The organism is Xanthomonas graminis pv. graminis (assembly GCF_030168915.1).
Lineage (GTDB): Bacteria > Pseudomonadota > Gammaproteobacteria > Xanthomonadales > Xanthomonadaceae > Xanthomonas_A > Xanthomonas_A translucens.
Map to the genome: position 1 here is coordinate 209,459 of NZ_CP076255.1, position 23,337 is coordinate 232,795.

The following is a 23,337-nucleotide window of genomic DNA, read 5'->3' on the forward strand; positions in this document are numbered from 1 at the left end:
TAGCGAAGCCAAGCAGGTCCCGAAGCGTCTTTCCGCACACAAACGGTCCGTAAGACGAGATGAGCCAGCGCTCCAGCACCTGGGCTCGTCTGATGTCTTCCTGGATTGGTGATGCCAAGTCACGTCTAGTCACTGCTCGACCTGAATGTCAGTATCTGGAGGAAATTTAGCTCCAAGATGAGCGCGCGCGTTGGACTCGTGCGCGAGCGTCTGAGTCCACCGAGCAAGAAAGTGAGAGCTGAAGCACAGTCCTATGAGCCTCGAAAAAAATCACTCCAACCTGTTGACCGGCAAGCGCGACGCGAGGATCCGACGCGCCAACTGCCGCGCCATCTACGCAGAAATGGCATTCCATGCCGGGACCTGGGAGGCGCTTGAGATTGCTAGACGTTGCGATGTTGGTCTGCCTGCCGGCACACGGCTACCCGACCGTTTTATGAGGCGCCTGGGCGCTGACAAAGTTCCGACATTCAACGTGAAGTTGGTGGATCAAGGGTTTGCTGGCGCGCAGGTCTTCCATTGGGCGCATCACCCTCTCTTCTACTTACTGGATCGCGACGTCGTAAATTCCAAACGAGAGCTAGCGATCTTCTACGCGCTGGATTCGTTGGCAGGCATCATCAGGCTCTCGTTCTGGCCAGCTGAAGTCACCGGCGACGCGCCTTGGACAGCTAGTGTGGCGCCGATTCTGGACACTGCGAAGCTGCATGCGGTATTTAACGAAAGATGGTTGGACTCGCTGGCGCCCCTGGACCAGCTGGTGGCTTGTGTCGCAATGGGTCTGAAGGCACAGATGCTTGGTGATGATGAGTTGTTCTTCCAAGCGGCCGCACGATCGCAAGAGATGTTTGTCCGTTCACTATCAACAAGTCCGCACCTGCTCGCTGGATGGCAGTTCTTGGCAGAGCTGATGCGTGAGCTTGTATGGAGTCCTGCTAATAAGCACGTTACGGGAAGCATTCCTATCGGCGGAGTCATCGATAGCGTCCAGGCCATCCTAGAGCGCGATATCGCACTGCAAGCTCGATACCCATGGATCTGGCAGCGTCTCCTCAACGATGCTGCTCCTCCTGCGTATCGCTTGCGGAAGTCAAAAGAAGTTCCTATGCCGCCTGCTGATAAGGAGCAACTCAAGTGCAACACGATTCGTAGATCTCGCCAAAATCAAGGATCAGTGCAAGTTCGTTGAGGATCGCATCAAGTCCAGCGCCACAGCATCGTCCGATCATGGGTCAGGTCTGGCCCCGCCTCTCTCATCGCATGCGTACTTCAACCTACATGACTTCTGGATCACATCTAGAAAGCCATGTTTTGCGCTGGACGGTGTCGGATATGTCAACTTTGTTGCAGCCGAGCGGCGGCGGCCCTGCTTGGCTATCCTAAGAGCACTGGCCACAAACGAGCATCGACATGGAGTTTGAGCATCCCCTGCCGGCAGTCCCGGTGACCGCCAACGATCGCCTCGTGCGCGCTGCGCGGGATGTGGTGCGAATCAAGGAGACGCTGGACGATCTATGCCATAGCTATTACGGAAGTTGGATCGTGCAGCGGCTGTGCCCGCAGCTCCCCAACGCGGCTGGGTCGGCGACCGTTGGCAGCGCCTTCCTAGCTGCGGTTCTCCCCTTCGTTGGAGACAAGGCGCCTGAAGTGCCCGGGCTGATCGACGTGAGCGTGGTGATTGGCGAGTCATGGTCCTGGCGAGCGCACTCGCCAGGATCACAGATGGGGGAGGAGGAACTGCAAGCGTTTCTGACAGCTCCCGAACGCGCTTACAGGGCTAACAAGCAGGCGTCTCTCACCACCTATGTTGCGTCGCTCGGCCTGGCCGTCGCCTATGAGGGCAAGAACCGTGTGCGGTTCCTGCGCAATCGAGGAGTCAAGCAGATGCCCTCTGCCGTCGCGATCGCAGACTACCCCACGCCTGATCGGCTGCGCATCTACCACGTCCAGACCGTCCAAGGGAAACACGCATGGTGCGTACTCGACGACCGCTGGCTTGAACCACTGCCCCTACCCGAAGTGACTCATAGGATGCTGGATCCCTATGGCGTGGACACCGGTCGTTGGCCACGGGATTGGCCATCCGTGGAGCAGGTCCTGGATTCCATTGCCGAGGCTGCTAAGACCGCTTTTCATGAGCCGGTCGACCTGCAACGACTGCGCGAGTGGAAGGCGAAGGCTGAGGATCTGGAAGCGCGCTCGGAGAGCTGGTCAAACGCGTCAATAATGGCTCTGGACGTATATAGGCCGCGCTGGAGGCTCGTCCTTGGCGGGCTGGTGGGCTTGTTGGCGGCGTCCTTCGTTACGCAGCATCTCCTTGCAGGCTGGAGGGACGCCGCTTCGTGGGGGCTAACAGGCCTTGCCGTGGGCCTGGCCGTCGCGTGGTGTGCGCCGTTGATTAAGGCACGACGCAAACACATCCTGTGACTGTCGCGATGTCCCATGCGGCCGTCTTCTACAGCAGGCTCAAGCGAGCTTCTGTCGATTCGCGGCGGCTTCGATCGCAGCGAGTGCGCGCGCCATCACTTGGTCGTGCGGAATCGTCGGCCGCGTGTCGGCCACGGCGCGCTCGATCTTCGCTCGGAACCACCGGTCGTAGTCCTCGACGGCTTCGGTGGACTCAAATTCGGAAACACGGGGATCGAGCTTGGCCATGCCTACTCCAAGATGGAACGACGGAAAAGCTGCCCCGGATTCGCCAAGATGGCATACCGATGGCGGCGGTTGCGAGTGCAATGACCTCCTTGCGGCTAGATCGGCCTGGTGTTCCCAGACCTTAGTAGAAGTCACTGCGGCTTTGTTGGTAGCTCTCGAAGGCTTGCTCGATCTCAGCATCAGTGGGATCTCGGTAGATCGAGCCACTGGGCTGTTGCAATCGATGAGTGACACGGTACCAGCCCCGAAAATCGTCGAAGGAAAAGACGAAGCCCGACTTGGCAACAACGTCCTCTGGAGGGAGCGCAGGTTCATCCTTTAGCCTTTTCACCACGCTGGCGGCAGCATCTGCTGTCGCGATTGCTGTGCCCTCGCCTTTATCAAGATGGAGGGAAAACGTTGCAGCCCATACCTGAGGCACAGCCTGAGACAACAGCCATGATCGGTACTGCGGATCTAGTTCGTCTGCGAGGTCGTTCATGCCGCTTCTCTCTCCGCACGGTTCTGCTTGCGATGGTTAGCTAAGGTGTGCGCTCACTCGTGCCATAGCATTAACGCCCCATGCGGGGCATGGCACGCGACCGGTAGAGACATGCCATGCCACTCGCAGTGCCTCTGCATCGACCAAGGCATGGTGTCGTCTGGACCGAACTGCAGGATGAGCCTCAAAGTAGGCTTCCATCAATGTCGCCGTCGGCCTGTCGTGAATGATCTGCACATCACCGCCCGAGGTGTCGGGCCGCACGCAGAGACTTGGGTATCGGGTAGATCGAAGCCCGCGAGCACGTAGTGCAGAAGCTGAAGATCGTTGGCGTAGTCCGCAAAGATCATTGGAGCACTTGCGGAGTTGAGAAAACCGCGTACGCGCATGGTCATTGCCTGATCCGACAGGACCGACTTGTCCCGATCCAGCAGTGGATAGACAACGCTGCGAACGAAGTCAGTCGGACGCGCCGGCAAGATCTCTCGTTCGGCGTAGAGGTAGTCAACGCCATTCTCAGCCACGAGAGCAATGCTGACGAGCTCAGAGCCCAGAATGTCGGCCCATTCGGTATCGAGAAAGAAGCGCATGAATGGAGGCCCAGACGGAAGCAAGGCATTTCAACGCGTCATCTGCGAGGACGCGAACAGGTGGTGCCCCTGGCCGGGCTCGAACCGGCACTTGCCGCTTATCTGGCGCTGACGGGATATAAATCCGCTGCTCTACCAATTGAGCTACAGGGGCGTGATCGTTGCGATCACGCCGGTATTCGGTGGTAGCTCTGGTAGCGCGGAGTCTGCATATGATGGAAATCTAGCACATCTTCGATCTTTGGTGGGACGGGCTTTTCGGTGTCTGGAAGTGGCTATAAGCCCGGTGTCCCAAAAGGATGCGCGTGAAGCGAGTTCTTCGCTAGCACAGGAAGCCAGTGCTCGGCGCTGATTGTCAGGTCACCATCCTTGTCGGGCCCCAGGGAGACTCGTTTCGCCGTGTCCTGGCCATACACTTAAAACAGATGATACCCCTGCATATGGCCATCAAGACGGCGGGCATTGGGTAGCAGGCGGCGCTACGGTGCTGGTCTCCTGACGTGGGCAAACTGAGCGAGCGAGCAGATCATAGGCATCCTTACCAAGCCGGCAGGGGGGCTTGTTCTAGCCACGCTTGCCCCGTTCATCTGAGGTCTTCTATCGTCCCGCCCCACCTGCACCCTCACGTCCGGGGTGGCTCCGGAGCATTGTGATAGCAGGCGTCGGAGCCGCCCGACGTTGATTCCAGTAGGTAACACCGTCAGGGCGGCCCTGGAAGGCCGAATCGATCGAAGTGACGCTGCCGAAAGAAAATGTCGAAAAATCAACGTGATGTACCGTGGTCGCCGCTGATATGGGCCGGCGCGCCAAATTTATGCTTTGCTAAAGCGATGCTAGGGCTTCTGTGTGAGCGACTGCACCGCTTGAAACGCTCAGATTGTCGTAGACGCCTTCGCGCTCAGCCACTGTCTTGGCGAGTCAGTTATGAAGGGAGCAGCTTCCGCTATGTTCCGCCAACGACCCGCTTACCTGACGGCCAATTCCAGAAACTAGATCAGATCAACGCGAAAAAACATAAAAGCCACAATGGTCATAGGAGGATAGAAATGAAAGGGAATAGCAAGAAGAGACGGCCAACTCGCCCCGATGAATCATTCTCAAACGGGCCATTCCAAATGGCACGATTTGGGCGACACATAGTTGCCAAGACGAACTTTGCGCCGGGCCAGTTTGAAGCACTTCAGGATCAGCTCGCCGCAGACTACGATAGAATCGTCGCGGAGATCGACATGCTGGTCGATTCCGCAGGAAGACTGGTATCCACACTTCCTCCGCTGGAACTCATGCATCGAGCGTGGTGGACGCGAGCGAGTGCAATGCTCCAAGTTAAAAGCGAGTCGGAAGTCGGTCAATCAGAAGTATTGGCAGAACGAATGGTCGACTACGTCCAAAGCCTTATAGCCGGCTATCCGCGAGACGCTGAGCAAAAGACAACTGTGAGTGATGAAGACTGGACAAGCCTCAGGTCATTCGTTGATGAGATATTATCCAAACTGAATTCAAGCTACTTTCTTGCCGCAACAGCCAAACGCAGAAAGGCGGATCCAGACATTACACCTGCCATGGAGTACTTCCAATTCCAGTCCCAGCTATATTGGGCGAACGTCAAGGCGACCCAGTATCAAGTTCATCAAGTTTTGACACTTCGCGATCTCCTACTGCCCGAGTCCTCGATCGTAAAAAGTTTGTACGGCATCACTAGCGATGAGCTTTGCGATGAGCTCGAAAAACTCCAGTACGCACAGACCTTTGGTGTGTCAGACGCTTTCAGCGCGATGCATCAATTCAGGGAAAATAGTCTGGCGCATTTGCAATCGGACATCGAATATGGCGTGGCGCATGGAAGTGACTTTGCTGAAATGCTTCGCGAATCGGTGGAACGACACGGGTTGCGTGAGGAAGGCGAGCGCGCATTCGGCATGCTTCTTGGCTCCGACCTACTGGACGTTGAGAAGAACAGCAATCTCCCGATCTCATTCAAAAGAGACTTCTCGTGGGAGCCGGGAGAGGATGGCGACTTCTTTTCTGAAGGAAAATTCAAGGGATGGCCGCTCAGAGTCTGGCCTACCTTTAAACGCCCATTCCTGAGTCTGGATGGCAAGCATTACTTCTATGACTCCTCGACACTGTTCGACAGGATCTATCGACAGATTGAGAAGCGCGCTTTTGCGTTAGGAGGAGCTGAGAAACAGCAATGGATAGACGGGCGAAAGCTGGTCACAGAAGAACTTCCATTTGCATACTTGCAAGCAATACTTCCAGGCGCACGTGTCCTGAAAGGCGTCTACTATAATGTCAGCGAGTCAGGCAAGGCTGCAAAATGGTGTGAACTTGATGGTCTTATTACTTTCGACGACCACCTATTTATCGTCGAAGTGAAGTCCGGGGCATTCACTTACACCTCTCCAGCAACTGATGCTGAAGCCCACATCAGTTCTCTGAAAGCCTTAGTAGAAGACCCGGCAAAGCAAGGAACTCGCTTCCTAAATTACCTTGGGTCAGCAAAGGAAGTAGCGCTCTTCGATGTCCAGAAGAATGAGATTGACCGGGTTAGCCTTACTGACTACAGGCAGACAACACTACTTGCTATCACACTAGATCCATTCACGGAAATTGCTGCACAATCACAGAAGCTTTCAGACATTGGGCTTTCGATGGGAGGAGACCCCGTCTGGTCAGTATCGATCGATGATATCCGCGTTTACGCTGACATCTTCGAGAATCCCTTTGGATTTCTGCACTTCGTCGAGCAACGGACGAAATCGCTTCGGTCAAAACTGATTGAGTTGGACGACGAATTGGACCACCTTGGTGTTGTGGTCAAGTTTTGGTGGACACGTGGATAGGGGGTTTCAGGTAGTGGCTTTCTCGTAGTCGGCTGGAGATCGATAGCCGAGGGTGGAGTGCAGGCGGTGGGTGTTGTAGAAGCCGACGATGTAGTGGGTGATATCGGCGATGGCCTCGTTGGGGTTGGTGTAGCGACGCTGCCAGACGCGCTCCATTTTCAGGCTCAGGAAGAACCGCTCCATTACCGCGTTGTCCCAGCAGTTGCCCTTGCGGCTCATGCTGGCCACCAGCTTGTGCTTGGTCAGCAGGTCGCGGTGGGCCTGGCTGGCGTACTGGCTGCCGCGGTCGCTATGCACGATCAGCCCCGGCTTGGGCTGGCGCAGGGCAATGGCCATCTGCAAGGCGGTACAGACCAGCTCGGCCGGCATGGTCGGTGCCATTGCCCAGCCCACCACCTTGCGCGAGTACAGGTCCAGCACCGCGGCCAGGTACAGCCAGCCGCGCTCGGTGCGGATGTAGGTGATATCGGCCACCCAGGCCTGGTCGAGGGCGTCCGGGTTGAAGCGCCGATCCAGATGGTTGTCCGCCACCGGCATCTCGTGTCGGCTGTCGGTGGTATGGACGAACTTGCGCCTCCAGCGCGCCTTCAGTCCCTGCTGCTTCATCAGGCGGCGGACTCGATGGCGACTGGCGGGCAGACCCTGGGCCTTCAGGCTCGCGCTCAGCCGGCGGCTGCCATAGTTGCCGCCGCTGGCCTGGAACGCCGTCTGCAATGGCGCAGCGAGCGTGCACGCCCTCGGTGCTGAGCGCCGCCGACGGGCCGCATACAGCCCCGAGCGGCTCACGCCCAGCAGCTGGCACAGCCGGGCGGTTGCGGCCTTCTCCTGCCACTGATCGATCATCTGCTGGATCATTTCAGTTCCCGGGCGAAGAAGGCCGATGCTTTTTTTAACAAGCTGTTGTCCTCACGCAGTCGCTGGTTCTCCCGTTCCAACTCACGGATGCGTTGCTGCTCGGGGGTCAGGGGCCGACCTTGCCCAGGCTGGCCGGCATGCTCGGCCTCGTATTGGGCCAGCCAGCGACGCACGGCGCTATCGACCAAGTCCAGGTCGCGGCACACCTGACCCACGCTCAGGCCTTGGTCGCGGATCATTTGCACCACCTGCAGCTTGAAGGCGGTATCGAAATTTCTACGGATACGGGGCGTCATGTCGTTCAAAGTCCTCGCTGGGGATGATCATCCCCTATCGAGGTGTCCACGAGAATTAGACCAGGACAGGTTGATGAACTTCTGGATCCGATAGCGCGACATCTTTTTGCCAACTGGGGCACAAAGACTGACCCCAAGCGGCTGCGTGAGCTGGGAGACATGAGAAACAAACTTGTCCATCGGCTGCCGATGGCCGTAGACCCCCACACGCGCCTGCTGAGGCTTCATTCCCATTCGACCTCGAGAGGTATAGTCGAGACGATTCGACTGAGTGCATCGTTGCATGAGCACGGCAATCCGCCCGAGCGGGCGGATCCTTTTGTACTCTTCTCAGGGATGTATGACCGGGTTGAGCGGCTTTGTAGCGTGGCGGCCGGCTTTGCCAAACATCCAGCGGACCTTCCGACCTTCCAAGCGCGAGGCTAGCCGGAGGGGCGCGCGTCTGGCGACGTCGAACACCGACTGCCACAGCCAAGTTCAAGACCATTGGATGTCGCGTAGAACGTCTGCTCTAAACCTGCGGACAGCTAGCACTAGATCTTAAGGCATTGGATCCACTCACAAGGCCTGGCTGGGACCCTTGTCTATACCTTTCAATGGCTTACGGTCGGCGGATGCAAGGATTGTCTGTTTCGGCCAACTTATGCTTTAGTCCCGCGGCCAACTTATGCTTCCGCCCACACGCTGCCTTCCGATAGGCGAGTTTTTTGCCTCAAGTTCGCCTTTTGGGCAGGCTGGAGGAAAAACTACTTGCGCGCGCCGGGCATTGAGGGCAGTATCGTACTCAGGGCTTCGCCCCGGGCTGCGTCGGCCTGAGCTTCGAGCGGCTCCAACCTGACTGCTTTATTCGTAACTGCGTTACCGACTTCAGCCATCACCCGATATCCCTGGGCGCCGGCCAAGTAATCGCTCGATTGGTCCAGCGCATCACCATGGAAAAATCGTGTGAACATTGGCCTTTCTGACATCACCCACTCATTCCGTTTTCATAGCGGCGCTGCAGCCGTCTCCATCAAGCATGGAAACGCACAGCAGCTCTTGGTCGCAGCGTTTGGCTACAAGACGCTTGCTGCCTACCAAGTGGCCAAAGCCTCCGATGAAGAACTCGAGAACTTCAAAGAAGTCCGCCACGTGGTGCTTGATCGCGCCTGCCTGACGCAACGTGCCGCTGAACTTGGCATCGAATGCAATCCTGCCCAGCTTATCCACTTCCTGACCAAAGCATTCGCACATCGGCTCGCTGGGACTGTGCTACACCGCTCGTACGGCGATCTCGAAGACTACATTCGTGCGCAGATTGAGCACGTCATAACCAACAATGGGCGCATCAACGGCCAGATCGACGAAGCCAATCACGATGGCTTGGAAGAGGTCTATTTTGAGCTGAAAATCGACCTTGAACGTGTCCAGGTAGGGTCGTCTCTGAAGGAGAGCGTACCAGGACATGTGAGTCTTCGGCATGATCCAGACCGCCCCTATGCCGGCACAAAAATAGATTTTCGGGCGTCCGTGACCGCGAAAAGACTCGGAAGGCGCTGCTTCAGCAACATCGAATATGAGGTAACTGGCGGAGTGCTTAAGGCGCCTTGGGATGAAGATCATGACGACTTCGGCGAACCTCCGATTCGCAGCAGGGCTGAAGCCTATGCTGAGTTGCTCGGCTGGAAGGTTGACGAGGTCGGCGACCTTGAAGACGTCGAGGAGATGCCGCTCGATGGCAGCAGTGGCGAGATGATCTATGGCTATCTGATCGATTTCAGCGACTACGCCAGCACTGAGGCGGCAGCCAGGATCATGCGAGAGCATGGCACACTTCAGTTCGAGGTCGGACCGGCCTTCTTCGACGGCGTTCGCTACGCCGGATGGCCACACTGACCGAGCGATTGCTCACCTGCTGAGCGGCAAGTCTACCGCCGCTCATCCCTAGGGCAGCTCTGGATCCGAAGCTGCGCCTTCAGCGCAGCTTGTAATCTCCATACCCGCGCGTGGCTTCCCCTGTGGGAACCTCTCGCATAGAGGGCGAGCTGGTCCAAAGTCAGAATGCCCTGCAGGTGTAGCTGTCTTGCGTAGCTGCTACGTGGTGCTAGCCAAGCCTTCGTGAATGGTTATCACTAGGTGTCCGCAGTGCGCGCGGTCGCTGTGGGCCGCACTGGTGCGCTGCAGCTCGATCACCTGAGCATTTGTAGCAACAGGGTGGTGGCCCTGGTCGGAATCGAACCGAATTAGACGCGCTTATCCGGCGCGTGCTTTCACTGGGTTATAAGCCCAGCGCTTTGACCAAAGTAAGCACCAGGGGCGTGATCGTTGCGAACGATCACGCCGGTATTCGCAAGTCCAGTCGGGTGCAGCGCTTGGTCATAGCCGCATCTTGCTATAGCAGATCGCCGCTCACTTGGAGGAAAAGTAGCCCGCGCCTTTCAGGAATTGCTTCGCGCCGTCCACCAGACTGCGCTCGCCGGCCGCTGGTGGCGCCGTCGGCTCGATTACCCGCGATGGCAAGATGCCGCCGGCGAATAGATCATTGAATGGCGTGCTGAGCACCTCACGGTGGAAGGGCAGCATTTCGCGCTTGCCGCTGATAGCCAGCAGGCAATCCACAGCGCATCCGGCAAGGAGATCTGCAAGCTGCAACTGCGGCAGGTCCACCGAGTTGCCGAAGCTCAGGGACGACACGCGTAGCGGAAGCTCCATCTTCCGATCACCGTAGCCTAGGACCGTTGGGTCCGCGTTAGGCGTCATCAGTGCCATCAACAGGTCAGCCTGCTGCACGAGCGGCTTCGACGCATCGTGTGTCACATCGAACCAACCCTGTTCGGTCTCCATGTGCATGGAGATAATCATGATGAACACGTCCACCGCGGGGTCGAATGCGGCTTGCGGGAAGATCCCCAAAAACTGGGGCAATCGACCTTGAGCCTGCAACAACGCGACGACCAGATGCTTCATTTCCGGAGCGACATCATGCGCCGCGGCGATCACCATCCTGTCGAAGCGATCGAACGCTTCTTGCGTTCGCAGCTGGAGCGCGTCCTTGAAGGCCAGCAGCAGCTGCTCCCAGCCCCCGTTGCGAAAAATGTCGTTGCCCGCGTAGTGCCAGAGGTTCGCCAGATTCACTGCGCCATCCCGCGCATAGAGGTCGATACCAGCCTCATGCATCGGCGGCTCGATCAGCTTGTCGACCAGCTGCACCGCGAGATAGAAGCGCTTGTCGGCCATCAAGATAGTGGCTACCGCCGGGGTCAACAGGGACGACTTGAAGAGATTGATCAGCGCGGAGCGTCCTTGCGCGGAGCTCTTCACCTTGGCGTACTTCGCTTCCTTTTGACCTCTGATCAGCAGCGGGTCGACCAGGCTCTTCGCCGCCGCGAAGTCGAGCGTCGTCGAGGCAAGTGCGAACACCGGCTGATTGGGGTCCAGCAGGTTAGTACCGGTATTGCCAGACTCATCGCAATAGACGTGCATGTGCGACACCCGAACGGTCAGGCCGCTAGCGTAATTTGGGTGGGAGCGGCAGGAAGATGTGCGCCAGTGTGGTCGCACCCTGCGGCGGGGCCTGATCTTCTGGCCGCTTGTGTTCGGTATCGAACGTAGCACTTCCCGCGAAGATCTCCGACGGGTCGCGAATGTAGCGTCCCGCGGCGTCGGGCAGCATGCACAGATCGGTTCGCTTGCCGGAGTTCTGCAGCGAGCGACGCAACCCATCGACACACGCCTTCGTGTCGTCGACGGTCATCGCCACCATGAGAGCGACAGGCGCATGCCTCGCGTAGTAGCCATCCACGAAACGGCGCATGCCGCTCACGCCTTGATAGGCGCGCCAACTGTTGCTCGTCGCTTTCAGCTTTTTGAACTCGAACGTCAATTCAATCCGCGCCCCGCCGGCGTTGGACAAATAGTCGATATCGGTGCGGATGCGCTTGATCATCTCGCCTCGCTCCAGATCAAACGCCAGCTTGTGTGTCTCGTAATTCCAGAATCCGGTGAGCCTGCCTTCGGGGGAGGACAGATTGTTCAGATAGATCCAGAACTGCTCCGTCAGCTTTGGCTCGCTGAGATTGGATGCAAATTGCCGGGGCGCACGCGCGGTCAAGGCGACCCACGTCTCGACAAGAAACCGCGTGGCTCGCTGCGGCTCTTCGGCGGGAAACAGCGCCGTCCACGGATCGTGTGGCGTCGAGATCCGCGTCGACTTAGTGATGGCTGGCTTGGGTGGCACGCACAATCCTTTCTGCGTCGCGAAGGGCTTCTCCCACCATCCAGAAGCGGCGTAGGAGCGGCTTGACCAGGTACAGCGTGTTTCCGTTCCGGATCACTACATCCGATGCCAGATAGAGGTTTTCGCTGGCTTGAGCCGGAATGAGTTGTTCACGTTGCAGCGTGGCGATCAACGCCTGCACCGCAGCATCGGACTGGTCAACGTTCACGGCGAGGTTGGGGCCGGCGGCGGCGGTTGGCGTCAGACGCAAAATGCCGAGCGGACCGTGCGCCGAGCGCTCGCTAAGGATCAACGATGCCTGGATGCGGCCTTCGCCTTGCATCGCGTCGCGCCAGAGGCCGAGCTCGTTGACCAAGGTCTTGGCGTAGGTCTGCACCATGGCCTGAGTGGGCCGATGCTGCAGCGGGGTGTAGAGCGATGCGATCGCATTGGGCTGGACGCTGTCGAGCACCAGTTCGACAACCTCATTGATTCGTGCGCTTTGCGCAGACGATAGACCGAAGTACTCCGCGATCAGAGCCTGCGCTTCCGGCTTCCATTGGTCGTACTGGTGAGCGCGCGTCAGGGCGGATGCACGCTCAATCTTTTTCAGCTGCTTGCTGACTTCGCGAACGATCGCCCACGCGCGCGTCGGGTTCGCGTGCTGATCGGGCGGCAGGAACGCCAGGCCCGTGATGTCGCGTTTCGTGACGCGCTCGCGCTCAAATGCCACCTGGAACGCGGTCAGCAGTAGCGCGTAGCGCACCATATCCGACTGCAGGTACAGAGCAAGGAAGCGCAGCAGATCTTCCTGACCAACCGGTGCGATGATCGCCGCGACGCTGTGCTTGAAGGAGCACGGTGCAGAGGTGTAAGCCGCACACACGCCACGATCGGTGCTCATGCCGTCCTTGAACACGATCCGCGGACCCGTGAACGCGCTCATGACATCGTGACTCAGCCGGCTGACCTCGCGGATGGCTGACTTCGGGAACGGCTTGAGCACGGCGTTGTCGAGTAGTGGACCATCCATCACGAACGCTCGGGCGTCGAGGTACGGCGCTTTCCACAGCGGCTTCGACGACACCGGGTCTTCAATCGAATTGTCCAGCGCATGGAAGCCCTTCGGGTCGTTCCATCCCTCAGTCGCGTCCAGGAAGTCGCCCAGCGTGCCCGGGGCGCGTAGCGTGGCCAGCAAGGCGACATCGGAAGGACCGCCCCAGAACAGGGTCGTCAGCAGTTCGTTGCTATGGGCGAGTGACTGGGCACGCACCACATGGCGATCACTACCATGCAGCGTCAGGCGCCCGAATGCGAAGCTGATGTCCGCCTTCGGCACCCAGTACTGGATGGTCTCTGTGGGCGTCGGAGCCGACTGGCCCGGTGGCCGCGGCCGCGCGATCAGGACGATGCACGGCTGACGGGCAGCGGCGAACAGCAGTTTGCGCAGATCACCGAAGTTGATCAGCGAGAGAATTTCATAGCGTTCCAACACCTCACGGACGAACGCCCTACTGGTGTGTGCCGCGAGCAGACTGACCGGCAGAATGAAGCACAGCGTGCCCTCCGGCTGGACGCACTCCGTGGCACGCAGTAGAAAGGCGCCGGCGGTATTGCGCCGCGGAATCTTGACTCCTTCCTTGTGCGCCCATCGATCGCTCGCGAGTTCGACGCTCTTGCTCGGCTCCACCCACGGAGGATTGGAGAGAAAGACGGTGAACTGCGGGGTGCTGGCGAGCGGGTTGTCGCCAGAGAAGAAGTCGCCCCCGGTTTCACCGCCGTAGAGATTCTTGCCGGTGAGCTTTGGAAGCTTCGACTTGCCACCACGCGTCAAGACCCAGATGTCGGCCGGCTTCAGCCCTTCCAGGACCGCGAGATACAGACTAAACGCGGTGACTTTGCACGCCGATTCGTTGAGATCGGAACCGAAGATCGTCTTGGTGAGCAGCTTGACGCGGTCACCAAACGGCAGCTGCTCGCCCCGCTTGGCTTCCTGCAGGGTCAGCAGTCGCCGAAACGCCGTCGTCAGCAGGATGCCGGACCCACACGCGCCGTCGTAGATGCGCTCTTGCGTCGGATCCGTCGACCCAACCAATACCAGGTCGACCACCAGCATCGCGAGATGGCGCGGCGTGTAGTACGCCCCGACCACCTTCTTGTCGTCCGCCAGGAACGACTCGTAGATGCCCGAGATCAGCTCCACCGGGATGAAGCGGAAATCGTAGGTCCAGAAATCGTGCTGCTGATTTTCCAGCACCATGCGTCGCAGGAAGTCGTGCAGCTGCGAGAACGCTTTGCTGGGGAGCTTTTTCCAGAAGTCCGTGCTTTCCGGCTCGTGCGGCAGAAGGTCGCCGTTGAAGTCGTCCTTCAAGTGCGCGAGCAGCGCGCCGACGCCTTGGCGATCACCCTTGCCCGTCAGGGTCAACAGCGTTTCAAGCTGATGTTCCTTCCGGTACCGATCGCCGACGATGTCGCGCTGTTCGAGATAAGACACGAACATGACCTGCGCCATGAGTAGCTGCGCTTCCGTCTTTGACAGTCCGTGCTTGACCAACTCCTGCACCATCACCTGCAGGTTCGCCAGCAGCACACGATCGACGCGGTCTTCGGGGGAGAACCAGTCCGGACGACGCACGAAGACCTGGCCTGACTGCACGTCGGCGCGGGAGAACTCACTCGCCGTCGATGCGTCAGCGAAGGCAAGCTTGACCCCCGCAAGCTTTGGGGACAGCACGGGCAAAGCCATTGCCTGATCGTCATCCACGGTCAAGACGATCGACACCAGGTTCTGGTTCCAGATGCGCTCGCGGATCGCGAGAAAGGCGGCTTGGTCGTCGTGGCGGCCGTCGGCCGTCAGGAAGCAGATGGCGGGCACGCCGTCGACGCTGAATACAGCGCGGGCGCGAATCGCGCCCTCGGGATCGAGCAGGTCCTCGATCTCACGCCGGTACACGTGATCCGCAGGAACGCCGGACACCGACACGTGCAGCGCCTCAGGCGCCTCCGAGTAGCCCCAGGCATCAAGCCAGCGCTGGAGCGGGCGTGCGATCACGTGTGGCATCCGATGGCGGTTCGCACCATGGTACCTACCCTAATTGCGCCACGCAACATGCGTGCTAACCTTGCGACGAGCGAGCTACTCGTCTTGCGTAGGATCAGAAAAAGATGGTCGCGGGGCCCACAGTCATTGAGTTGCAGCGATTTCGCTTCATCGAGACCTGTCTCCTGTGGGAGGGCAGGATTCGGCGCCGGGCTGTCAGTGAAGCATTCAAGCTGAGCGACAACCACGTCACGCGCGAGATCACGAAGTATCGCAAGAAGCACAGCAAGAATCTGGTCTATGACGCCGAAAAGCGCACCTGGCGCATCAGTCCAAAGTTCGTGGCAGCGTACGCTACAGGCGATGTCGATGAATACCTCACCTTGCTACACGCCTATGCCTTGAGCGGTGATCGCTTGGTCATGCTCAGGTCGGGGCCGCCCGTGGTGGCCGAAACCTTGCCGCAGTCGGTAGGCAAGATCGAGCGCGCCGTGCTGCGCGAGATCATCGTTGCCCTGAAGTCGGGGCATGGTGCACGCGTGCGCTACCAGTCCTTCTCGGAAGCAGATCCCGCGGAACGAACGCTCTACCCCCACGCCTTGGTCTTTGCTAACGGGCGATGGCATGTGCGGGCGTACGACGATCGGAAGGAACGGTTTGGCGATTTCGTCTTGACTCGCATCATCAAGGCCAAGAGCTTCACGGATCCGGCGCCGCATCCGCCGAGCGCGGATGTGGGATGGCAGGAGAAGGTCACCGTCCACGTGGTGCCGACCAGCTCGCTGTCTGCGAGCCAACACGATGCGATCGTGCGGGAATACGGCATGCGCCAAAAAGGCGGAGTCACCAGCTGGGCGGTGCCGCTGCGCACTTGCCTCGTGAAGTACTTCCTTCAAGCACACCGCTTGGATCTCCCGGACAAGCACGCTAACCATCGCCGTATCGCGCTGCTCGATCCAAAGGTGGCCAGCGACTACGCGTTCGTCGACGACTGATGCGGTGGCATGAACGCAATGATGTCGCTCAGCGTCACCGGTTGATCCGCGACACCTAATCCCATGACTGGTGTCTGGCCATCAGCACCTGTCAGCACCTAGTTGTAGCTCACGCGGAAGACCTCCAGCAGGCGCATGAGGACAGTCGGGTTGTACGCCGAATAGCCGTGCCATCGACGGCCGCCACTGCTCAGTGAAGAAATCGGGCGTTCGAGCACGGAAAGCCACCCGCGGATCCGCATTCGGTAGGCAGCGCGGGGGGGGGGGGGGGGCTCCTGCGACAACGCGCTGACCGAGACCATCAACGGCCTCTACAGGGCCGAGATCATCCATCGCACGTCGTCCTGGCGAACGCGCGAGGAGGTCGAGTGGGCCACGCTCAACTGTGTCCACTAGTTCAACAACCGCCGATTGCTTGAGCCGATCGTGAATATCCCGCCGACCAAGGCTGAGGCCAACTACTATTCGTACTCCCCTGAGTCCGTCATGTCGACGTGACTCAAACCAAGGGGCCTTCGGGAAACCCGGGGCGGTTCAGTACCGCTTCCCGCTCTCACCGACTTCCTGGATAAGAAATTATGGCCCGAAGATGTCTACGAAATGCTGGGTGGTCCAGTTCAAGATCGTGACAAGATGGTCGTAGGCAACACCTCTGCGACCGGAATAGGCTCCAGGACGCGACTTCGATACCGGGGATATCGACATGCCTATCGTGTTCGTTCACGGCGTTAACAATCGAGACGGCGACGCTTACCGAGAAAACGAGAAGGCGCGGGATGGATTCCTGCGAGAGTACGTGGCGCCAGCGCTCGGCTTGAGTGCCGACAAGCTCACCGTCACCAGCCCGTACTGGGGCGAGTTCGGCGTTACTTTCGCTTGGAACATGGCGGTGCTCCCGAACCCCACCACGAAGTTCCAGGCCTTTGGGGCCGACGAGGAAGCCAAGGCCCGCGGCCGGGTGGTCGGCCTGCTCGCGGAGTCGAACCAAGAGGGCGATCTGCTCGCCCTGGCCAAGACAAACCTGCCCGCCGCGGTCGATCTGCTCTACGCTTCGGCGATGGCCGGCGCGACCACCGAAGACGAGGCGCGATACTTGGCGCGCTCCTACGAGCTTGCGAGCGAGTATGCCGAGGCGAACCCACATCCGAGCTGGGTCGCCACTGCCGGGCCGAAGAACTTTGCAGACCAGCTCCTCAGCGCGTCCAAGGCCAGCCAGGTACAGAGCTTCGGCCCCGGGAGCAAGATCCTCGACTCGGTCAAGGAAGGTGCTTCGCGCCTGTTCAACGCCGCGCCTGACGTCACGACCGAGGTCGCCGGCCTGCTACTGCGCAAAAAGCTCAATGCCACCGTCACCCGTTTTGCGGGCGATGCGTTCGTCTATCTAAATAGCCGTGGCACCGTCGATGCACCAGGTCCGATTGTCACGACCGTCTTGAAGGCGCTGCGCGAAGCCCATGCCAAGCGCACCGAGGACGACAAGCTCATCGTGGTCGCGCATAGCTTCGGCGGCGAGATCGTCTACGACATCCTTACCTACTTCGCCCCGTCCCTGAGCATCGACTGTCTGATCACGGTCGGCTCCCAGGTCGGCCTGTTCGAAGAGATGAAGCTCTACAAGGTCAGCGACCGCAATATCCCGGCCAATCTGAAGACCGATCATGTCGCTCGCCCCGAGGGGATTAAGCGCTGGCTCAACGTGTTCGACACGAACGACATTCTGAGCTACCAACTGGCGCCGGTCGTGGATGCTATGTCTGACTTCAGCTTCGACACCGGCTACAGCACGCTGGGGGCTCATGGCGGCTACTTCCTGCGCCCCAGCTTCTACAAGCGCCTGGCTGCACGGCTCAAGGAGACAAATCCCGCTGCCGGAGCAGGCACCCCGTGACCGTGCTGCTGGATACAGGAGCAGTTGGCCAGCCCGGTACGCACGTCTTGGCCATCGGCGTGGGGAAGTACCCCCATCTGCTGGGCGGGACGGCCAATCTCACCGCGGAGCCAATGGGGCTCGGGCAGTTGGAATCACCGCCTGTCTCGGCCAAGGCCTTGATCGACTGGTTCCTGTCGTCCGTCTCCGGCGCCGGGATGTTCGAGAACTCGGACGCGCCACTGGCGTCGATCGAGGGACTCGCATCGGCCGAGCAACCGGTGGTCATCGACACGCCCAACGGCTCTATCGCGCTCGCTGAGGCGACTCAGGACGCTATCCAGCGGGCCTTCGAGGACTGGCTAGCTCGGCTGAAAGGCCATTCCGACAACGTCGGGATCTTCTACTTCTGTGGCCATGGCGTGATGGTTTCCGACCACTATCTCCTGGCGCAGGAGTTCGGCCACGCGGGGCAGCCTTGGACAAAGGCCTTTAACGTGTCGTTGACGGTCCGCGCCGTCGAACGGGAGATTCGCGGGTCCGCCTTCTTCTTCATCGACGCCTGCCGGAAAATCCCGCGTGCCCTGGCAATGTCCTTGGGGGCACAGCCACAGCCGCTGCTGCCAGCCGATCTCGGGAGAGACGTGTCGCGCAAGCATGTCACTGTGATCCACGCGACGGGCGAAGGCGACCTTGCGTTCGCGCCGCTGGGCTACACGGTGTCGAGGTTCACCTCCGCGCTTATCTGCGCGCTGTCGGGCTACTGTGGCACCAAGGACGTAGGTCAGCAGACCTGGGCCGTCGATGGTGACAATCTCGCGGTGGCGATTCGCACCTTGCTTGCTGAGAATGATCCCGACCTGGCGGATGCCGGCGACGGCAGACAGGTCTTAGAGCAACTTGTCACCGGGCTTATGGTGCCGTTGATGAGGCGGACGATCGTGCCCAAGGTAAAGGTTCGCCTGGACCTCGCGCCCAGCCAGCGACGGGCGCTGTACGAGCTGTACTTGGAGTCGCCCAAAGGGAACAACCGAGTCGCGCAGACACTGCTAGATCAGGTATTCAAGGTGGAGCTTCCGCGTGGCATCTACGAGGTCGGTGCGCTGGACCCGGCCGGTGTCCTGCCCCAGCTAGTTCATGCGGACGAAGAGTTGTCTCCCCCGATATACCTGTTCACGATGAAGTCGGAGCCATGAAGCACATCGTCGTCTTGCTAGATTATCCGACCGATGATCACATGCTCAACCAACATGCGGATCCGGGTGCAGCCCTCCCAATGAAAGTGCTGGACGCCGAAGGCGCCGTGCTGGCAGTCGGCTCTTTACGATCTGGAGATCAGTGCAAGTTGAGCGTGCCCGATGAAGTGAAACTTGCGTTCGTGCGGCTGACCTGGCCTTCCGGCCGTACCATGACGCAACGCTTGGACCTGAGCGATACGCCAAACAAGGGTATGGGCCACTATTCCTTGTCATTCAGGCCGGTAGAGGTATCGGCCAACGAATGGTCGGCCTGGGCAATTCCCAAGCTCAACCCGCGCAGTCGTCTAGCAAGTACGCAAACTGACCTGGACCTCGGCATGGACGAGTTCGCGAAGGTCTGGCTCCGCCTGTGGAAGTATCACGACGGTGAGTGGAAGCACGTGTCCGTGAAACCCGTGGAGGCGCACCGCAGCCGCTCGGCGTGGCAGATGGACCTGCAACTGGACGCGTCGAACTGGCTGATGCAGCTCGGTGGATCCAGCGTCACGTGGCGCTTTATCGCACTGCCTGGGAACGGTCGTGCGCGGGTGCTAATCACGCCAAAGGACTCACGCGATCCGCGAGCGGACGAACTTAAAGTCGTCGTCACAGGTTTCCGCTCCGGCGCCGAGACGCTACTCGAGTTCTTGTCCCGGGACGCGATCCGCTCCATGAACGCGGTCGCCGATCCGGTGCAGGTCGCGCGTGATCTGCTTCGCCGGAAGTTCGACGATCCGACGGGGGCCGTGGCCGCCGCTTACTTCCTGTTGCGCGTCGACGCGACTATGCATGTCCCGCTGGAGTGGTTCGAAAACCTGTCGCGTTACTTTTCTTGGATGCCCGATACCGCCATCGTGCACTGCGCCAGACTGCTTCGTGAGGGAAGCAGCACGCACACGGCGGAGTTCAACCCGCTCAAGCTCCTGCGCGAAAGCCTGTCTCACGGCTGGCCGGTCTTCACGGAGGGCGTCAACCTGCTCCAAGAAGCAGCCTCGCTGCTAGGCAACACGCTGATGGAATCTGACCCGGAGGCCTTCCGCAAGGTCCAAGCGCTTGGTGCCGCCAAAGGCTGGGCGGGCGCGACCACCAGCTTCTATGGGCGCCACCCGGGCGAGCCTGATGCACTGCGGTGGGCCGGCATGCCAAGGGCGCCTCGTCGGCGGCAGATCATCCCGCAGCTGACCAAGTCACGGCTGGCCTTGGACAACAGCTTAAGGCTCGCGACCGAGCTGCTTGAGGAATTGCCCCGAACCGGAATCCAACTTGGTATCGCGCCAGCCGTCCCACGACTCTCGCTCATTCGCTCGCTTGAATCGGTCCCCGCGGCGGCGGGAAATCCTCGGAGGGAACGACGTCAACAAGACGACGACGAATTCCTGCTGGGAAGCGTGGCTAGGTAGCGCGTTATTTCAGCGAAACGGATAGAACTGCACCAGCCCGCTATGGGGCGCGTGCGGTGCCTGCCGCTTCTGCTCAAGCCGTGCCGCTGAACCGTCAGCAGGTTGCGCGGCGCAGCCGAGTTCGTTCCCAAGCCCTGCGCGCGCTAAGCCGAGAGCATCGAGATGGCCTCGAGATGGCCACGTGGTTGAGCGCTTACTCGCAGTCCTCGATGCCTAGCTGTGATGTTTCAAGAGGTTATTCCCACTCACGCTCTCGATTTGGGCACGAGAGCCGTAGAACTTCGAGGCGTGACACGGCTCTTGAACAGTGCGCAAGATGACAAACTGTGAGGCCCCTATATAGGTTTCCGCTCTCGACTTCTGCCTAATAATCGCTCTCGCGAACCAAGCCCAATTCTCACCTTCTACCGCAACCAACAAACCATCCCTGTCGCGCAAGCAAGGCAATGACCGACGGCCGATTGACTACACGTGTCGCCATGGGTACGTTTGGCGACACGTGTAGTCACTGGGGTGGGCGGATGCGACGCAAATCGATCGGGGATCAGGAACTGGCCCTGCTGCAGTACATCGGCGAACAGGGCGAGGCCAGCGTCGGCGAGGTCGCCGCCGGTTTCGGCGAGACCCGCGGGCTGGCCCGCTCCACCGTGCTGACGATGATGGAGCGGCTGCGCGCCAAGGCCTATCTGCGCCGGCGCCAGGTGCAGGGCGTGTACCGCTATGCCGCCACCGCCGGGCAGGACGACGTGGTGCGCAGCGCGGTCGGCAGCTTCGTCGAGAAGACCCTGCAAGGCTCGGTGTCGCCGTTCGTGGCGTGGATGTCGCAGCGCGCCGAGGTCAGCGACGACGAACTGGCCGAACTCGAGGCATTGGTGGCCAAACTGCAATCGCAGCGGCGGGAGGACTGAGGCATGGACACGATCTTCGGCACGACGTTGTTCGAGACTTTGCTGTCGCGGCTGCTGGCGACCAGCGTACAGGCGGTGATCCTGGTCGCGGCGATCTGGGCGCTGTGCCGCTGGCTGCCGACGCTGCCCGCTGCCACGCGCTGCCGCTTGTGGTGGCTGGTCGGCGTGCAGACCGTGCTCGGCCTGCTCTGGGCCGGTGCGCTGCACCTGCCGGTGTTGCCTGCCGCGCCGGCACAGACCGCCGTTGCCGCGACCGCATTGCCGGCTGCATCGCTGCAGGTCGCGGGCACTGCGACTGCAACGACGGCCGCATCGCCGCACGCCACGACGCCGCAGGCCGCTTCTGCCGCGCCGTGGTCCTGGGCGCAGGCGTTGGCCGCGCTGTGGCTGGCGGGCGTGTTGCTCGGTGGGCTGCGCAGCGGGCATGCCTACCGCGCCAGCCGGCGCCTGGTGCAGGCTAGCGCGCCGTGCAGCGATGCCGCCTTGCTCGGCGCCCTGCGTCTGGCCGCCGAGGCGCACGGCCTGCGCCAGCCGCCGCAGCTGCGGCTGTCCACGCAGATCGATTCGCCGCAGCTGATCGGGCCGTGGCGGCCGGCGCTGCTGCTGCCGGCACGGCGCCTGGCGGCGATGCACGCCGACGATCTTGATATGGCATTGACCCGCGAACTGGTGCACCTGCAGCGCCGCGACCTGTGGTGGGGCCTGCTGCCGGCGCTGGCGCAGCACCTGTTCTTCTTCCACCCGCTGGTGCACCTGGCGCTGCGCGAATACGCGCTGGCCCGCGAAGCGGCCTGCGATGCGGCAGTGGTCGCCGGGCACCGGCACTGCCGGCACAACTACGCGCGCTTGCTGGTGCAACTGGGCGTGGCGCCACGGCCGGCGGCCGGGGTGGCCAGCGCCTCGCCCAGCTTCGTCAGCCTGAAGCGGCGGCTGCTGATGCTGCAGAGCACCGCCTCCTTTTCGCGCTTGGGCGCCGGGCTGATCACCGCCGCGATCGCGCTGGCCGGGGTGATGCCGCTGCGCCTGGTCGCCAAGCCGGCGCCGGTGAATGCGGCAGCGGCGGCTGCGCCGGCCGCTGCACCGACTGTACCCGCGGTGCCAGCGCCGGCGGTTCCGATCCTGGCGAGCGTACTGGCGCAGCCCGCACCCGTTGTGCCTGCGGCTGCGGCACCGCCAGCCGCACCCGCAGCTCCCGTTGCACCGCTGCAAGCCGATGCGCCGCTGCTCAGCCAAGGCCGCGTTTCGCTCTCGCAGCACGACGACCAGGATGCCTACGTGTTGGTGCAGAACGGGCACAACCTGATGGACGCCTCGCTGGACGACCTGCGCGAAGCGCGTCGCCTGGCCGGCGACGACGGCGAGATCCTGTGGTTCCGGCATGACGGCCATCGCTACGTGGTCCGCGATCCGGCGGCGCTGGCGCGCTTCCAGGCGCTGCACGCACAGACCCTGGACCTGGCCGATGCGCAGGCCGAGCTGGGCGACCAGCAAGGCGATCTCGGCGAGCGCCAGGGCGATCTGGGCGAGCGCATGGCGGAACTGAGCGCGCAGATGGCCGAAAGCGCTGCGCGCCAGGCCGAGGCGGTGGTCGCCGTCAGTCGTGGCGCCGCCAGCCAGGCGCAGATCGAGCGCGTGGCGGCGCAGCGCGCGACCGAGCAACTGCGCCGGCAGGAACTGGGCAAGAAGATCCAGGACCTGGCCAGGCAACAGGCGCAACTCGGATTGCAGCAGTCGCAACTGGGCAAACAGCAGGCCGACGCCAGCCTGCGTGCGCGCCAGCAGGCCGAGCAGTTGATCCGCCAGGCCATCGCGCAAGGGCTGGCCACGCCGATCGACGGCTGAGCGATTCCCCGCAGCGGCGCCCGCGCGGATCGTCGTCGCGGATGCCGACAGCATGGGGGCAGGGGAGCGCGAGCCGCTTTCGCGGCGGACCCTCACCCCAAGCCCTCTCCCGGGGGAGAGGGGCGTTGT

General features: G+C 60.9%; 17 protein-coding genes, 1 tRNA gene and 1 pseudogene. 11 read left to right on the forward strand and 8 right to left on the reverse strand.

Annotated elements, in window-relative coordinates; translation table 11 throughout:
* The first annotated feature begins 253 nt into the window (after nucleotides 1-253).
* Both KHF85_RS00850 and KHF85_RS00855 read left to right on the forward strand, forming a co-directional pair.
* Nucleotides 254-1,189, forward strand: a complete 936-nt coding sequence (locus tag KHF85_RS00850) for a hypothetical protein (protein ID WP_284568155.1) — start codon at nucleotides 254-256, stop codon at nucleotides 1,187-1,189.
* 254 nt (nucleotides 1,190-1,443) lie between these two features.
* Nucleotides 1,444-2,427, forward strand: coding sequence for a hypothetical protein (locus tag KHF85_RS00855; protein ID WP_284568156.1), 984 nt, complete (start codon nucleotides 1,444-1,446; stop codon nucleotides 2,425-2,427).
* A 39-nt stretch (nucleotides 2,428-2,466) separates the two neighbouring features.
* Here the strand turns inward: KHF85_RS00855 and relB are convergent, their stop codons facing one another.
* The 4 genes from relB to KHF85_RS00875 all read right to left on the reverse strand — a co-directional run bounded on the left by relB (nucleotide 2,467) and on the right by KHF85_RS00875 (nucleotide 3,880).
* Nucleotides 2,467-2,655: a type II toxin-antitoxin system RelB family antitoxin gene (gene relB, locus KHF85_RS00860; RefSeq protein ID WP_284568157.1), complete on the reverse strand. Its 189-nt coding sequence runs from the start codon at nucleotides 2,653-2,655 to the stop codon at nucleotides 2,467-2,469.
* 121 nt (nucleotides 2,656-2,776) lie between these two features.
* Entirely contained in the window at nucleotides 2,777-3,136 is a 360-nt protein-coding gene (locus KHF85_RS00865; protein WP_284568158.1) for a hypothetical protein, read from the reverse strand.
* Between the two features lie 200 nt (nucleotides 3,137-3,336).
* The gene (locus tag KHF85_RS00870; RefSeq protein WP_284568159.1) at nucleotides 3,337-3,726 is read right to left on the reverse strand and encodes an SAM-dependent methyltransferase; all 390 of its coding nucleotides are present in this window, start codon (nucleotides 3,724-3,726) and stop codon (nucleotides 3,337-3,339) included.
* A 61-nt stretch (nucleotides 3,727-3,787) separates the two neighbouring features.
* A tRNA-Ile gene (locus KHF85_RS00875) sits at nucleotides 3,788-3,880 on the reverse strand.
* A 598-nt stretch (nucleotides 3,881-4,478) separates the two neighbouring features.
* Here KHF85_RS00875 and KHF85_RS00880 point away from each other — a divergent pair.
* Nucleotides 4,479-6,572: a hypothetical protein gene (locus KHF85_RS00880; RefSeq protein WP_284568160.1), complete on the forward strand. Its 2,094-nt coding sequence runs from the start codon at nucleotides 4,479-4,481 to the stop codon at nucleotides 6,570-6,572.
* 6 nt (nucleotides 6,573-6,578) lie between these two features.
* On the opposite strand, the gene KHF85_RS00885 is transcribed toward KHF85_RS00880, so the two are convergent.
* Nucleotides 6,579-7,723 (reverse strand): IS3 family transposase gene (locus tag KHF85_RS00885; RefSeq protein WP_284566970.1). Its coding sequence is split into 2 segments (ribosomal slippage): nucleotides 6,579-7,471 and nucleotides 7,471-7,723, totalling 1,146 coding nucleotides; the frame shifts between segments, so codons are not numbered across the junction.
* Nucleotides 7,724-8,668: 945 nt separating this feature from the next.
* Here KHF85_RS00885 and KHF85_RS00890 point away from each other — a divergent pair.
* Entirely contained in the window at nucleotides 8,669-9,598 is a 930-nt protein-coding gene (locus tag KHF85_RS00890) for a hypothetical protein (RefSeq protein WP_284568161.1), read from the forward strand.
* 513 nt (nucleotides 9,599-10,111) lie between these two features.
* On the opposite strand, the gene KHF85_RS00895 is transcribed toward KHF85_RS00890, so the two are convergent.
* From KHF85_RS00895 to KHF85_RS00905, 3 genes are read right to left on the reverse strand one after another with little or no spacing between them, the layout of a single operon-like run.
* Complete coding sequence (locus KHF85_RS00895; protein WP_284568162.1) at nucleotides 10,112-11,185, reverse strand: DUF3800 domain-containing protein; 1,074 nt, start codon at nucleotides 11,183-11,185, stop codon at nucleotides 10,112-10,114.
* 25 nt (nucleotides 11,186-11,210) lie between these two features.
* A complete protein-coding gene (locus KHF85_RS00900) occupies nucleotides 11,211-11,939 on the reverse strand; it encodes a hypothetical protein (RefSeq protein ID WP_284568163.1) in 729 nt (242 codons plus the stop codon).
* The gene (locus tag KHF85_RS00905) at nucleotides 11,914-14,970 is read right to left on the reverse strand and encodes an HsdM family class I SAM-dependent methyltransferase (protein ID WP_284568164.1); all 3,057 of its coding nucleotides are present in this window, start codon (nucleotides 14,968-14,970) and stop codon (nucleotides 11,914-11,916) included. The genes KHF85_RS00900 and KHF85_RS00905 overlap by 26 nt, the downstream gene beginning before the upstream one ends.
* 113 nt (nucleotides 14,971-15,083) lie before the next feature.
* On the opposite strand from KHF85_RS00905, the gene KHF85_RS00910 reads away from it, so the two are divergent.
* From KHF85_RS00910 to KHF85_RS00940, 7 genes and pseudogenes are all read left to right on the forward strand, one after another.
* Complete coding sequence (locus tag KHF85_RS00910) at nucleotides 15,084-15,953, forward strand: WYL domain-containing protein (RefSeq protein ID WP_284568165.1); 870 nt, start codon at nucleotides 15,084-15,086, stop codon at nucleotides 15,951-15,953.
* A 258-nt stretch (nucleotides 15,954-16,211) separates the two neighbouring features.
* Nucleotides 16,212-16,451: pseudogene (locus KHF85_RS00915) on the forward strand (IS3 family transposase); the annotation flags it as partial.
* 205 nt (nucleotides 16,452-16,656) lie between these two features.
* Nucleotides 16,657-17,841, forward strand: coding sequence for a hypothetical protein (locus tag KHF85_RS00920; protein WP_284568166.1), 1,185 nt, complete (start codon nucleotides 16,657-16,659; stop codon nucleotides 17,839-17,841).
* The gene (locus tag KHF85_RS00925; protein WP_284568167.1) at nucleotides 17,838-19,016 is read left to right on the forward strand and encodes a caspase family protein; all 1,179 of its coding nucleotides are present in this window, start codon (nucleotides 17,838-17,840) and stop codon (nucleotides 19,014-19,016) included. Before KHF85_RS00920 ends, KHF85_RS00925 begins: the two co-directional genes overlap by 4 nt.
* Nucleotides 19,013-20,458, forward strand: coding sequence for a hypothetical protein (locus KHF85_RS00930; protein ID WP_284568168.1), 1,446 nt, complete (start codon nucleotides 19,013-19,015; stop codon nucleotides 20,456-20,458). Before KHF85_RS00925 ends, KHF85_RS00930 begins: the two co-directional genes overlap by 4 nt.
* Before the next feature lie 521 nt (nucleotides 20,459-20,979).
* Nucleotides 20,980-21,366, forward strand: a complete 387-nt coding sequence (locus KHF85_RS00935; protein WP_228320807.1) for a BlaI/MecI/CopY family transcriptional regulator — start codon at nucleotides 20,980-20,982, stop codon at nucleotides 21,364-21,366.
* Between the two features lie 3 nt (nucleotides 21,367-21,369).
* Nucleotides 21,370-23,208 (forward strand): M56 family metallopeptidase, encoded by a 1,839-nt coding sequence (locus tag KHF85_RS00940; protein WP_284568169.1) that lies wholly within the window; start codon nucleotides 21,370-21,372, stop codon nucleotides 23,206-23,208.
* Nucleotides 23,209-23,337: the final 129 nt, after the last annotated feature.